The sequence below is a fragment of the Undibacterium sp. GW821-FHT11B02 genome, assembly GCF_058808955.1.
Window position 1 is genome coordinate 288948 of the sequence record NZ_JBXASD010000008.1, and the last position, 14179, is coordinate 303126.

13 protein-coding genes are annotated in these 14179 nt (G+C 48.3%); 6 read left to right on the top strand and 7 right to left on the bottom strand.

All coding sequences use genetic code 11. From position 1 onward, the window contains the following. Positions 1-44: 44 nt before the first annotated feature. Entirely contained in the window at positions 45-245 is a 201-nt protein-coding gene (locus AC1RVX_RS19050; protein ID WP_493218178.1) for a YdcH family protein, read from the bottom strand. An 84-nt stretch (positions 246-329) separates the two neighbouring features. Here AC1RVX_RS19050 and AC1RVX_RS19055 point away from each other — a divergent pair, with 84 nt between their 5' ends. Then, on the top strand, positions 330-1130 hold the full coding sequence (locus AC1RVX_RS19055; RefSeq protein ID WP_493218179.1) for a PP2C family protein-serine/threonine phosphatase: 801 nt from the start codon (positions 330-332) through the stop codon (positions 1128-1130). Positions 1131-1224: 94 nt separating this feature from the next. Here the strand turns inward: AC1RVX_RS19055 and AC1RVX_RS19060 are convergent, their stop codons facing one another. The 3 genes from AC1RVX_RS19060 to AC1RVX_RS19070 all read right to left on the bottom strand — a co-directional run bounded on the left by AC1RVX_RS19060 (position 1225) and on the right by AC1RVX_RS19070 (position 5075). After that, positions 1225-1872 carry a glutathione S-transferase gene (locus AC1RVX_RS19060; protein ID WP_493218180.1) on the bottom strand — a complete coding sequence of 216 codons (648 nt, stop codon included), beginning with the start codon at positions 1870-1872 and terminating at the stop codon, positions 1225-1227. A gap of 160 nt (positions 1873-2032) precedes the next feature. Continuing rightward, positions 2033-3916: a type IV pilus assembly protein FimV gene (locus AC1RVX_RS19065; RefSeq protein WP_493218225.1), complete on the bottom strand. Its 1884-nt coding sequence runs from the start codon at positions 3914-3916 to the stop codon at positions 2033-2035. A 400-nt stretch (positions 3917-4316) separates the two neighbouring features. Then, complete coding sequence (locus AC1RVX_RS19070; protein ID WP_493218181.1) at positions 4317-5075, bottom strand: RNA methyltransferase; 759 nt, start codon at positions 5073-5075, stop codon at positions 4317-4319. A gap of 169 nt (positions 5076-5244) precedes the next feature. Here AC1RVX_RS19070 and AC1RVX_RS19075 point away from each other — a divergent pair, with 169 nt between their 5' ends. From AC1RVX_RS19075 to mutS, 3 genes are all read left to right on the top strand, one after another. Then, positions 5245-6036, top strand: coding sequence for an inositol monophosphatase family protein (locus AC1RVX_RS19075; protein ID WP_186945702.1), 792 nt, complete (start codon positions 5245-5247; stop codon positions 6034-6036). A gap of 92 nt (positions 6037-6128) precedes the next feature. Next, positions 6129-7514, top strand: coding sequence for a DEAD/DEAH box helicase (locus tag AC1RVX_RS19080; RefSeq protein ID WP_493218182.1), 1386 nt, complete (start codon positions 6129-6131; stop codon positions 7512-7514). A 486-nt stretch (positions 7515-8000) separates the two neighbouring features. Beyond that, positions 8001-10631, top strand: a complete 2631-nt coding sequence (gene mutS, locus AC1RVX_RS19085) for a DNA mismatch repair protein MutS (protein ID WP_493218183.1) — start codon at positions 8001-8003, stop codon at positions 10629-10631. A gap of 69 nt (positions 10632-10700) precedes the next feature. On the opposite strand, the gene AC1RVX_RS19090 is transcribed toward mutS, so the two are convergent. Next, positions 10701-11261, bottom strand: coding sequence for an FKBP-type peptidyl-prolyl cis-trans isomerase (locus AC1RVX_RS19090; protein ID WP_493218184.1), 561 nt, complete (start codon positions 11259-11261; stop codon positions 10701-10703). 78 nt (positions 11262-11339) lie between these two features. Between AC1RVX_RS19090 and AC1RVX_RS19095 the strand changes: the two genes are divergently transcribed. Both AC1RVX_RS19095 and AC1RVX_RS19100 read left to right on the top strand, forming a co-directional pair. After that, entirely contained in the window at positions 11340-12473 is a 1134-nt protein-coding gene (locus tag AC1RVX_RS19095; RefSeq protein WP_493218185.1) for a JmjC domain-containing protein, read from the top strand. A gap of 344 nt (positions 12474-12817) precedes the next feature. Continuing rightward, on the top strand, positions 12818-13072 hold the full coding sequence (locus AC1RVX_RS19100) for a hypothetical protein (protein WP_422982528.1): 255 nt from the start codon (positions 12818-12820) through the stop codon (positions 13070-13072). Positions 13073-13393: 321 nt separating this feature from the next. On the opposite strand, the gene AC1RVX_RS19105 is transcribed toward AC1RVX_RS19100, so the two are convergent. Next, a complete protein-coding gene (locus AC1RVX_RS19105) occupies positions 13394-13747 on the bottom strand; it encodes a c-type cytochrome (RefSeq protein WP_493218186.1) in 354 nt (117 codons plus the stop codon). A gap of 15 nt (positions 13748-13762) precedes the next feature. Further along, positions 13763-14086 carry a c-type cytochrome gene (locus tag AC1RVX_RS19110; RefSeq protein WP_423033160.1) on the bottom strand — a complete coding sequence of 108 codons (324 nt, stop codon included), beginning with the start codon at positions 14084-14086 and terminating at the stop codon, positions 13763-13765. Between the last annotated feature and the right edge of the window lie 93 nt (positions 14087-14179).

Here is a 14179-nt window from a genome sequence, read left to right on the forward strand (position 1 = left end):
GAGGCAATCAGAAACTAACTATCAGGACAAGGAAAAGCGGATAATCATGCAGGAACATCAGGTGTCAGTTGCATCCTAAGCAGTGTAATATGGTCTTTCAATTGCAATTTGCGTTTTTTGAGGCGACGCAGTTGCAATTCATCGTGACCCGGATCTTTGATCAGCGTCTCGATTACCACATCCAAGTCTCTATGTTCAACTTCCAGCTCGATAATGCGTTGTAGTGTTTGTTCCGGGTGGCTCATAGTCTTCTGGTTGCAGTAAAATAAAGTTTAATTAAGGAAAGACCATTTTCGGGTTTATCCCGTTAGTTTAATCTACCAAGACGTATGAGCCAATATAAGATCGAAGCAGGAACCGGACAACATATCGGTGACCGGCAGGAACAACAAGACCGCGCTGCACTTTTTGCGGCTCCACATGCACCCGGCTATGTCATGGCCGTGGTGGCAGATGGCATGGGGGGAAAAAGCGGTGGAGCACTTGCCGCCGAGCAAGTAGTGCGGACAGCAAAACAACTCTTTGATGAATTTTACCCGGGAAATGATGTACGCAGTCTGTTGGAAAACATAGTCAATGAAGCCCACACTGTCATTAAATTGTCTGGCGTATCATCAGAAAAGGAGCCACATAGCACTTTTGTTGCACTCGTAATAACACCAAAACAAGAAGCTATCTGGGCACATGTCGGTGATTCCCGCCTGTATCGCTTTACAGGCCCCAATTTTACCGAGAGAACAAAAGATCATTCCTACGTGGAAAAACTGGTTGATGATGGAAAAATTGCCGCCGACGAAGCCAAAAGCCACCGTTTATCGAATATTCTGATCAATGTGCTGGGTTCAAGCACCACGGCTCCTTACGTCACTTTTGGCGAATACAATGAGCTGAAGGCACATGACAGCTTCCTGCTGTGTTCTGATGGCCTTTGGCATTATTTCGATGATGCTGAGCTGTCTGCCGCCGTGGCAGCCAACAGCCCGCGTCAGGCTTCGGAGTTTTTGATCAGGAAAGCCAGGGACAGGGCCAACAGCAGGGGCGACAATTGTACGTTTGCGATTATCAAACTGGTTGAGCTACCGACAGAAGTCAAATCATATACCGTGCAAAAAATGCGCCGGGCGATCTGATTCAACCAGAACGCACAAAACACAATAAAATAAGGGCAACGCAAAACTCATCTTTTGCTGCTGCCCTTATTTACGGAGCAAACTAAACGTCGAATTACTTACCCTTGCTGGCCATCAATTCCTGATTGGCTTTGCGGTCTGCATTTACTTTTTGCATATTTGGGCGCTCAGATATCATTTTAACGTAATCACGCGCCGGCAAATCCGCCAGAAAATCCCTGCCATAAATGGCCTTGGTCGCCATGGAAATCAGAGGGAAATGTACAACAGCTACACAATCAGCCATGGTGAATTCTTTACCGCCAACAAAAGGATCAAATTTGGCCAATGTAGCAAACGCAGGAATATTGCGAGTCAGCTGTTTTTCCACTTTTGCTTTGACTTCATCTGTTACTTTGCCACCAAAAAAAGCTTCTGTATATAATTCACGCGCTGGCAATTCCAGATGCAATTCCATGAAAGTAATCAATTCACGTAACTTGGCGTTGGCAAACGGATTTGCTGGCAAAAGCGGATGCTCAGGGTAGCGACTTTCTATGTAGTCAAGTATGACCTGTGATTCGCACAAGGAACCTTCAGGTGTTTCGATATAAGGAATCTTACCCAATGGTGAATGCATCAAGAGTTCTGGTGAACGTCCACTCCATACCAGCTTTTCCTCAAAAGGAACAGATTTCTCCAGCAATGCCAATTTAACTTTGTTGTAATAGTTACTGAGGGCGAAGCCGCAAAGTGTAATCATATGTCTCCGTTTTATGTGAAGTGTTCATGCCGGGACAGGCCGTGTTTTAACCTATCTGCCAGGTAACAGCTTATTGCAATAGCGGTCGGGCAAGATACCGGACCTCACTATTTTCCCACAGAAATCAGGTGAGAACTCATTTCACAAATAGGGATGAGTTCTAGTTTTCCTTGTCCGCCCGAAAATCAATCGTTTCAAAATTGATCTGGTTAGAATCTGTTTCGGGGCTAGTTTCTGGCGTTGCTGTCGCACGAGTCCACACTCTCGGTTTTCCACCTGCTGGCCCCATTCTTTCAAGCTCATTAGCAACAGAAATCAGTAACAGAATGTCCCTGTACACAGGCAACTCAAAACCCATACGCTTGCCGTCCCGGTCGTCCACTAGCAGGCTTTCCAAAAAAGGTAAAATATCATTGGTATTCCACAGTCTGCAAATGCGCTTCATCAGGTGTTCGAAATCTTCCAATTGTCTTGCAGGCAAAGACGCAGGATCAATCTCGTATTCCGGAATATTGGCGTTAAAAAACACCACAAACTTATCCCTCAAGGCATCATATTTTTCTTTATTGCCTGTTACGCGGTATAAGTCCAGCAAGTACAACCAAGGCACTGGCGATTCTGGCAAATCAATTTCTGCCTGTGGCTCAAGTATTTCTATGGCGCGCTGCGGGTCGTTGACCGAAATCCAGAATTCCGCCTCTTGTGTCACGTCTGAAATTTCTTCTACTTTGACGGATTGACCGCGAGTAGAAAAGAAATTGAATGTGCTGCTATTGCTGTCTTCCAATGTTGGAACATAGGCCTTGCTAAATATGGATGGCTCTTCCAGTTTGCCAAGATCACTTTCAGGAACGTTTTTCCTTGTTGGCGCAGTGACTGGGCGACTGGTATCCGTCTTGACATCATCGTCGATCTGGTACAGGGAGCCAGTCGTAGTCGGCCCGTACGATGCCTGAATACTATCAACGATTTCTTCAATGTTTCTTTTTGGTTCAGGTTCCTGCTCTTTTTGTTGCCACCAGGTTGCGGCAAACCGTTTGTGCATGCGGCTGATATACAGTAAAAGCAAGGCAATAACACTCAAGCCAGCCAATACAAAAACGGACAAGCCAATAATCCACTCTTTAGAAAAACTGCTTTCTTTGGCTTCTTCCAGTGCCGCCTTATCCAACTGGCTTTGACGTTTGAGTTGTTGCGCTTCTTGCTGCAAGCTAAGGATTTTTTGCTGCTCTGTCTTCAACTTATCGGGCACAATCCGGGCCGGCACTTCATCCCGTAGCATGGCGGCAAACTGGGCTTGAGCAGCGCGCAGCTCTGCTATGTTTGACTGCTGGTTATTGAGTGTCAGGCTATCACTAAGACGCAGGCCGGGCGCGACAATGGCAACATCGTCAGATAACTTTAGCGCGTCTCTGGCTGGACTGGTGCTTCTGGGGGCCTTGGATTCCACAGATTTTTTCGGGTTTTTTTTTGCAAGATTTACATCCGCGTCAGAACGTATGACTTCAGACATTTCTGGCTGAGGTTTTTCCTTACGTGCTTTCGATTTTACTGGTAGCGGTACCCGAGCCTGATCAGTTGACGGATTCGTACCGCCAGCTTGCGGCAGGTTAATTGCAGCCGGTGCCTTTTGGTTAATAACTGGCTGTAATGCAGATAAAGGAGGATCAAGCAAGATCAGGAATTCACGATGCAACTGAATTTCACACCCCATATCCACCATAATCTTGACTGCGGGCTCCATCAAATCTTTTCTGGTCACCAGAGTCAGGAAATGCAAATTAGCTTTGGAGACCAGCGTAACGCCAACAGTTGCGAGAAAAGTGCCGTCTGTCGTTTCTACTTTTGCTTTGAAACAAGACTGATCAATTTCCGCTGCATCTCTGCCCGTGACTTCAAGTTGCGCCCGCAACTGCTGCCCTAGACCAGACTGCACAGTCAAGTTGCTAAAACCTAATGCATATGCATTACCCGTTGCGCCAGTTGCGAGTGCACTCAGGCATAACAGGTTTAACGTTGATCGACGAAATGGAACAAAAATAATAGAGACCTCAGAATTGGTTAATTCAGAAAATTAATTAATCAATTGCTATTCCTGAATAGATGTTATCTGCAATCTTACTGGTTTTATAAGCCTCCTTAAAGTCATAACCAAATGAAAACATGAGTTTCCTGTCAAAATACATGAGGATTTCAACATATTTATCATTTTCAGCAACAAGCCTTATTATTTAACTCATAAAAAACAGAGAGTTACCTCTATATTTTCTTGATAAAAATGAGGTAATGGCACAAAAGCAGCATACTGAAATATCCCATTTCACACTAGATTTGAATTATTTAAAAAATATTAAATATAGCCTGATTGCCAAGTCATCTGCGATGATCTCTTGCTTGTGTACTATCAAAATAATTTAATTTATAGCAACATACAAGGAAAGATTTTATTTTTTGTTAACATCCAGAATCTTTTTGGCGATACCTCGCAAAATATTGACCTCTTCTGTCTCCAGCCCTGCGCGTGCCAGCATACGCTTTAACCTCGGCATAAGTTTTTTGGGATTATCCGGATCCAGAAAATCAATTGCCACCAAAGCCTGTTCAAGATGTTTGTACATCCCATCTACTTCTTCCGCCGATGCCATTTGCCCCTGAAAACCAATATTGCTGATAACTGGCACATCTGTATCGAAAGCCATTCTGCATTCATAAGCAAGCAGTTGTATGGCCTGAGCCAGGTTCAGGGATGAATACACAGGATTGGCTGGAATATTGATCAAGACATGGCAATTCATCACAATCTCGTTTGGCAAGCCATAACGTTCATTGCCAAATATCAAACCTATCTGGGCTGGCTGGCGCTGCGCCATATCTTCTGCAAAGCGGCGCGGGGTAAGTACAGGCGGAGAAAACTCGCGTAACCTGGCACTTACCGCAGCCACATACTCGCACCCTTGTAAGGCTTCTTCTATCGTGCTGACAATACGTGCGTCGTCCAGAATGTCTTGCGCGCCACTGGCAAAGGCTACCGCTTCAGGGTGTTGCAAGGCATCTTCAAAACGTGGGTTGACCAGCACCAGCTCGGAAAACCCCATGTTTTTAACTGCCCGCGCAGCCGCGCCTATATTGCCAGGATGACTGGTTTCAACCAGGATGAAGCGCAGGCGTTGAAAAAGAGATGTGTCAGTTTTGGGCAAGTTCATTTAAAATAGCGGTATCAAGCGTTAATTTTCCATCGGTTGTGCTGATCATTGCCTGACTGACGACAATTACGCACGCTCTTTATCATTTTTGTGTAGCTTTGCAATTACCCCACTTTTGAGGTGGCAGTAATGCGCATGCTGTCATTTTATCGGAAACCTTATGCACCCAATGCTGAATACGGCCATTAAAGCCGCTCGTCGTGGCGCGACGATTATCAATCGCGCATCTTTTGACCTTGATCGTGTCACTGTCACAGAAAAACATTTCAATGATTTCGTGACTGAAGTCGACAAGGCTGCTGAAGCCGCCATTATTGAGGTGCTGACCACTGCTTACCCGGATCATGCTGTACTGGCCGAGGAATCAGGTGCTTCCGCTAATCTGCACGACGAAAATGACAATGTCTGGATCATCGACCCACTCGATGGCACGACCAACTTCATCCACGGCTTCCCGCAATATTGCGTTTCCATCGCCCTGCAACAGCGCGGCGTGATCACGCAATCTGTCGTTTATGACCCAACCCGCAATGAAATGTTTACTGCCAGCAAAGGCGCTGGCGCTTTCCTGAACGACAAGCGCATACGCGTCACACGTTGCGACAAACTGGCCGACGCACTGATCGGCACAGGTTTTCCTTCACGTGACTTGTCTGGCCTGGATGAATATCTGGCCATGTTCAAGGTCATGACCAGCAAATGCCAGGGTTTGAGAAGGCCGGGTTCCGCTGCACTTGACCTGGCGTATGTCGCAACTGGCCGTCTGGATGGTTTTTTTGAAAAAGGCCTGGCCCCCTGGGATATCGCCGCAGGTGCCTTGCTGATTACTGAAGCTGGCGGCATCGTCGGTAATTTCTCTGGTGATTCAGATTACCTGTACAAAGGTGATGTACTGGCCGGTACACCCAAGGTATTTGCGCAGATGGTCAATGCAATGCAACCGTTTTCAGCTATCAAGTAATTTCTCACGCTCCGAAAATTGGAGCGCCCCACTGCCCCATATGCCGGACTGATGGCTATCAGTCCGGTCACTTAGAAACACAGTCAAACCAAATGGCATCATTCAACGAACTCGGCTTATCCGAGAACATTGTTCGCGCAGTAAGCGAACAAGGCTACACATCGCCAACCCCGATTCAGCAACAGGCTATTCCTGCTGTGATCAAAGGCGGTGATCTGCTGGCCGGCGCACAAACCGGCACCGGCAAAACAGCGGGCTTCACCCTGCCCATATTGCAGCGTCTTTCCACCTCACCCAATGCACCCAAGGACAAAACCAGCAGACGCCCTATCCGCGCACTGGTACTGACACCTACGCGTGAACTGGCTGCGCAGGTAGAAGAAAGCGTCAACACCTATGGCAAATATGTACCTCTGAATTCTGGCGTGATTTTTGGCGGCGTTGGCATCAATCCGCAAATCAAGCTTCTGAAACAGGGTGTCGATATTTTGGTGGCCACACCTGGCCGCCTGCTGGATCACCATCAGCAAGGCACCATAGACCTGCGCAATATTGAAATCCTCGTACTGGACGAAGCTGACCGCATGCTGGATATGGGCTTTATCCATGACATCAAAAAAGTGCTGGCGATCTTGCCTGCCAAACGTCAGAACCTGCTGTTCTCTGCCACATTCTCGGACGAGATCAAGACACTGGCCGACCGCCTGCTCGACAACCCAGCCATGATAGAAGTGGCACGCCGCAATTCGACGGTAGAAATCATTGCACAAAAAGTGCATCCGGTTGACCGCGACAAGAAACATCCTTTGCTGGCCCACCTGATCAAGACCCATCAATGGTCACAAGTCCTGGTATTTACCCGTACCAAGCACGGTGCCAATAAACTGGTGGAACAATTGATCAAAGATGGCATCGCTGCCATGGCCATACACGGTAACAAGAGCCAGTCTGCGCGCACCAAGGCTCTGGCTGAATTCAAGGACGCCAGCCTGACAGTACTGGTAGCGACTGACATCGCTGCACGAGGCATCGACATTGACCAACTGCCGCACGTCGTCAATTATGACTTGCCGAATGTACCCGAAGATTACGTCCACCGCATAGGCCGTACCGGTCGCGCTGGCGCCACTGGCGAAGCCGTGTCACTGGTGTGCGTGGATGAATTCAAGTTGCTGGCCGACATAGAAAAGCTCATCAAACGCCAGATACCACAAGAAATCATTGATGGCTTCATCCCTGACCCACATGCCAAAGCCCAACCCATACAGTTGCGCAGCCAGGATCACAGAGGCGGTGGCAGAGCACAACCATCAGGCCGTGGACAACGCCCACAAGGCAATGGCGGCGGTCAACAGGCACGTGCGCCAGGCAAGCCTGCGGCACCAGGCGCTGCGCAGTCCAAGCCACGTCCAACTGGCCCTCGTCCAGTAGTCAAACAGGCTGCTCCGCGCAGATCAGGTAGTCGCGGTAACGGTTAATGTAGCCCTGTCAGCCTGCAACAATGACGAAGCCAGCCTACTCGCGTAGCTGGCTTTGTTTTTTTGATGGAGCAGCGTCTGGATGCAATTACATTTACCGTCTAGATTTGCTCGTCATTATCATTGACTTATTGATGGCTTCGTACAAGCCAAACATTCGTTTATTGATCGATGATTCCCCTAACACAGGAATGCAAAAAGATATTTACCATTTTAGTAATGATTTACTACAAGCAAGATGCCAATCTCATGTTTTTTGCGATAATGTGCCATAGGATTTCCTTCGTTTGCTCTGCATATATATGCAATCCCGCATTGCAACCATAGACCACGGCAATCGTCTATGATAAGGTGCGCACCAAAATTAATGGCTAGCCTGACAAAAATACGAAAAAACCTGGCCTGCCATTGATGAGAAACAAGACCTGGATAAAAGCCATCGCAACATCCAAGGCAACAAAAAATACATTAATAAATCAAGGCTTTATGAGCACAAAAGAAATTCAGCACACCCCCATGATGACGCAATATCTGCGCATCAAGGCAGACTATCCGGAAACACTGGTGTTTTATCGCATGGGTGATTTTTACGAACTGTTTTACGGCGATGCCGAAAAAGTGTCGCGCTTGCTGGGCATTACCCTGACCCAGCGTGGCAGTTCTGGTGGCGAACCGATCAAGATGGCGGGTGTGCCCTTTCATTCGCTGGAACCCTATCTGGCCAAGCTGGTCAAGATTGGTGAATCCGCCGCCATTTGTGAACAGATAGGCGACCCGGCCACCAGCAAGGGACCGGTAGAACGCAAAGTGATGCGCGTCATCACCCCCGGTACGCTCACTGATACCGATCTGTTGCCAGAAAAGTCTGACCGCCCTTTGCTGTCGCTGTGCATGCTGCAGCAAAGAAAAACCGTCAGCATAGGCCTGGCCTGGCTGTCACTGGCTAGTGGGGCATTGAAACTGATGGAAGTATCCACCGACGAAAAATCGCTGCCACAACGCTTGCAGCAAGAGCTGGAGCGTATCAGTCCTGCTGAAGTCCTGCTGTCTGCCGGTACGCTTTTGCTGGATGAACACTATAGCCAGTTACCAGGTAAATTCTCTGAACTGCCGGACTGGCATTTTGATGTCAAGCAAGGGCAAAAAGCCTTGCAGGATCAACTCGGCACGACGTCATTGACAGGCTTTGGGGTAGAAAACCTGAACGCGGCCCTTGGTGCAGCCGGTGCCTTGCTGCGCTATGCGGAAAGCACCCAAGGCCGTGGCCTCAAGCATGTGAATACCCTGAATGTTGAGACCGAGCATGAATTCATCGGTCTGGACACAGCCACACGACGCAATCTGGAATTGACTGAAACCTTGCGCGGTCAAGAATCGCCAACGCTGTTTTCCCTGCTCGATCATTGCCGTACCGCGATGGGTTCACGCCTGCTGCGTCACTGGCTGCATCATGCACGCCGTGATCAGTCAGTTGCACGGGCCCGCCATGATGCCATCAAGGCCTTGATACAGGCAGATTCTACCGATGGTCTGGCAACGACATTGAGATCGATTCCGGATATTGAACGCATTACTACCCGCATCGCCCTGCAGTCGGCCCGCCCGCGTGATTTGTCTGCGTTGCGCGACGGCATGCAGCATTTGCCCGGGCTGCGTAACTACGTCAGCCTGTGCATCGCCGATAATCAGACCAGCCTTCTGACCAAAGTCTTGTCTGACCTGGATACCCCGACAGAATGCCTGGACTTGCTGGAACGCGGCCTGATGCTGCAACCGGCCACCATGGTGCGCGATGGCGGCGTGATTGCGACTGGCTTTGATGCCGAGTTGGATGAATTACGGGCATTATCAGAAAATGCCGGGCAATTCTTGATAGAACTTGAAGCGTCCGAACGTGAACGAACCGGTATTGCCAACCTGCGCGTCGAATACAACCGTGTTCACGGTTTTTATATTGAAGTGACCAACGGCCAGAGTGATAAAGTCCCCGACAACTATCGTCGTCGCCAGACCCTGAAAAATGCCGAGCGTTACATCACGCCAGAATTAAAGGCATTTGAAGACAAGGCCCTGTCAGCCCAGGAGCGGGCGCTGGTGCGCGAAAAAATGTTGTATGAACGGCTGTTGCAAGACTTGTTGCCACAAGTTCCAGCCTTGCAGAAAATTGCGAATGCGATTGCCCAGCTTGATACTCTGGTCAGTCTGGCCGAACACGCAACCAAGAACAACTGGTGTGCGCCACAACTGCTTAACGAGCCTGTGCTGCATATCGCACAAGGTCGTCACCCTGTAGTGGAAAATCAGATTGAGCGTTTTATCGCCAATGATTGCGATTTTTCTGCTGAACGTAAATTATTGCTAATCACGGGTCCCAACATGGGCGGTAAATCGACCTTCATGCGCCAGGTAGCCTTAATTACCTTGCTGGCCTATGTGGGTAGCTATGTACCCGCGACAGAAGCCAGCATAGGCCCCATAGACCGCATATTCACCCGTATAGGTGCGGCGGATGATCTGGCTGGTGGACGTTCTACCTTCATGGTGGAAATGACAGAATCAGCAGCGATATTGAACGGCGCCAGTGAACATTCCCTGGTCTTGATGGATGAGGTAGGCCGTGGCACGTCCACTTTCGATGGGCTGGCATTGGCCTGGGCCATTGCCAAACACCTTATCCAGGTATCCAAAAGCTATACCCTGTTTGCCACGCATTATTTTGAACTGACACAATTGCCTGACGTGCACCCCTCAGCAGAAAACGTGCATTTGTCGGCGGTGGAACATAAAGAGAATATCGTCTTCCTGCATGCTGTGCAGGCTGGGCCAGCTTCACAAAGCTATGGCTTGCAGGTGGCACAGCTGGCGGGCATACCGCAGGTCGTCATCAAATCGGCACGCAAACATCTGGCTGATCTGGAAGCACAATCCCTGCAATCGACCTCGCAGTTTGATTTATTCTCGACTGCGGTGGCTGCACCGGAACCTGAGCTTGTCGAGACCACACCTGCCAATACCGAATTGCTGGAAACACTGGATTCCATGGAACCTGACAGCATGACGCCCCGGGAAGCACTGGCAGCACTTTATGAATTAAAGGGTTTGCTAGGTAAAAACTGATACCAGTCCCAAAATAAGAGCATAAGAGCAAAAAAATGCCGCTGAATAAAGCGGCATTTTCATTTCAAATTAGTGCAACTGGTGGCTGCGATATTCATCCCCCATGCCATCGTCGTCTTCATCCTCTCCATGATGATGTCCGTGGGCACCATGTACATGACCATGAGCGATTTCTTCTTCCGTTGCTTCACGCACATCATCCACTGTCAGGCTGAAACGCAGGGCAATACCTGCCAGAGGGTGATTACCGTCAAGCACCACCTTATCTTCAGCGATATCAGTCACGGTAAAAATATGGGCGTCGCTGTCTTCAGATTCTTCAGATTCTTCAGATTCTTCGGGCATACCTTCGAATTGCATGCCGACTTCGAGCGGCGAAGGAAAGCGTTCGCGTGGCTCAACCTTGACCAGCTCCGCATCATAATCACCAAAGGCATCTTCGGGATTGAGCTGTATCGTGGTGCTATAACCTTTTTCCTTGCCTTCCAGGGCTTCTTCTATCTTGGGGAAGATAGCATCGTACCCGCCATGCAGGTACACCATAGGATCTTGCCCCTCTTCTATCAGATTGTCTTGCGTATCTTTCAAAGTATAGCGCGCGGTAACAACTGAATTCTTGCCTATCTTCATAGCAATTCCTTAAAAATTTATCTGTTTCCGAATTATACCCGTCTAGTCGGGTGCTTTACCTCGGCCTATAATGCTGGCATGAAAAAAATCACCTCCCCCCTCCCCTTGCTTGGTGGCATCTCGCCCGAAGAGTTTCTCAGTGAATACTGGCACAAGAAGCCTTTGCTGATCCGCCAGGCCATTCCCGGCTTTCAACCTTTATTATCCAAAGCTGATTTATTTGACCTGGCAGGTCGCGACGATGTTGAATCCCGCCTGATCAGCTTTTTTGGCAAGCATTGGAAAATGCAGTCCGGCCCGCATGAGCACGTACCAGTCAAGGAAAAGAAGGACTGGACACTGCTGATACAAGGCGTCAACCTGCACAATGATGCATCAGATGCCCTTCTGCGGCAATTTCGTTTCATTCCTGATAGCAGGTTGGATGATCTGATGATCAGCTATGCGGCAGATGGCGGCGGCGTTGGCCCACATTTTGATTCATATGATGTCTTCTTGCTGCAAGCGTTTGGGCAGCGCAAATGGCGCATAGGTCCGCAAAAGGACCTGAGCCTGGTAGAAGGCATGCCCTTGAAGATTTTACGCAACTTCAAGGCAGAGCAAGAGTTTGTGCTGGAACCCGGGGATATGCTGTACCTGCCCCCCAAATATGCACATGATGGTGTGGCGATTGGGGAGTGCATGACTTATTCTATCGGCTTCCGCGCGCCGTCGTATCAGGAATTGGGTGAATCCTTCCTGCAATTCATGTCGGAATCGATAGACTTGCCAGGACGCTATGCTGACCCTGACCTGAAATTTAGCGCCAAGCCAGCCGAAATCAGCACGGAGATGCTAAACGATATTTCGGCAGAAATCGCCAAGATCCGCTTCACTGACGATGACATTCTGATCTTTTTAGGTGAACACCTGACCGAGCCCAAGTCCAGTGTCTTCTTTACCGGCCCAGAAAAACCATTGACACCCAAGCGTTTCCAGCAATCTGCTATCAAAAATGGCCTGAAGCTTTCACGCAAATCCCAAATGCTATATAAAGGCAAGCATGTTTTCGTTAATGGCGAATCCTTTGCCGTTGGCAGGGAAGACAAAATTTGCCTGACCAAACTGGCCAATCAAAGGGAACTTGATGGTAGCGATGTCATTAATATATCTGCTGACGTGCTGGAAGCATTTTGCTTGTGGTATGAAGATGGCTGGCTGGAAATTCGTTAATTTCTTGGAAAATAATAAAATAACATGCCGCAGCGCAGCATTCGAATTGAAATTTGAAAGAAAATTTTCGTGCTGAGAAGAGCTATTTTCATGGAAAAATTGAAAACCGAGACTAAAATTGCCCTCTTGCCAGTAAATAATGACAGATTTGAGTGCAAAAATGCATCTATGCCTATTCCAACAATGGAAAAATCATTATAATTCCGGGTTAGGAAACTTTCGTAGGGGCCGAATGTCGTTTTGGCGAGAAGCTCGCGAATTAACCTATAGAGCGATAATTACCGGTAATTATTCATCGCAACGTTTTGATCTTCTTTTTTGATCTATTTATTGAAAGTACAAACATGAAAAAATCACTCTTGCTCGTTTCCCTGTTGGCAATCGCTTTGGCTGCTTGCGGCAAAAAAGAAGAGGCAGCATCTGCTTCTGCAGCAGCTTCCGTAGCAGCACCAGCACCAGCATCTGCTCCAGCAGAAGCCCCGGCAGCAGCTCCTGCTCCAGCAGCAGCATCTGATGCAGCAGCAGCTTCTGGCGCAGCTCCAGCAGCTTCCGCAGCAGCATCTGCTCCAGCAGCAGCTTCCGCATCTGCATCCAAGTAATTTTTAATTACTTAAGAAAAACCGACCTTCGGGTCGGTTTTTTTTCGTCTTTTGCAGGTGCACAAATCATCTTTCCCGACCAAGGACCTGTCTACGATCTGTAGTGAGCGTGCGTCAGCCAGTGAAGAGCAGCACAAAAAGAAGAATGTACTCTGGTATATAAGCCCGATCACGCACACACAGTAAGATAGAAAACAGGTTCTTAGCGAATGTAGGTAGCGCCAGCATTGAATGACAATTGGAAATTGCCCCCTCCCAGGCAAGCTCAAGATATAAAAAAAGCCACGACAAGTCGCGGCTTTTTTTACAAAGTGAAATCACTTATTTTTTCAATACCAGCTCACTTGGCAGGCTATGCAGATAGGCAGCAATATTCTGGATATCTGTATTCGACAATTCTTTTGCCTTAGGACCCATGGTTGCATTGGTACGACCATTTGCACTGGCCACATCGCCGCCACGCTTATAAGCTTTCAGGGCCTGCGCCAGGTAATCAGCGTGCTGACCAGCCAGTTTTGGATAGGACGGATCTTTTGGGGTGCTGAAATTATCGCCGTGGCAAGAAGCACAGTCGAATTTTTTTACAGCTGCTTTGCCAGCTTCAATATCGTCACTGGCTACTGCCGCGAAAGATGCCATAGACAACAGCGTTGCCAACACAATAGATTTCTTCATGGTTCGCTCCTGTTATTATTTTTGTTGGGAATAGTAAGCAGCCAGATCAGCGATGTCCTGCTCAGACAGACTGCCAGCGATACCACGCATACTCGGATGTTTGCGATCACCTTTTTGATAGGCTTTCAAGGCATTTTCTATGTACTTTGCAGATTGTCCGCCAATCATAGGCACTTGATATACTTCAGGGAAGGTAGCCTTGTAGCCAGGAATGCCATGGCAACCTATGCACATTGCGATTTTTTTGTCGGCAGCATCTTTAGCATTGCCAACCGGATCTGCTGCCGCAGCAGCTTGAGCGAGACTCGCCATGGCGAGGAGTGCAAACAATTTTTTCATAGTAGCGATTATTAATTTAGCTGGCAGATCAATAAATACAGTGTTTTGATATAACTCAGCATTTTAGCCGATTACGACCGGATTTGCGCAAAA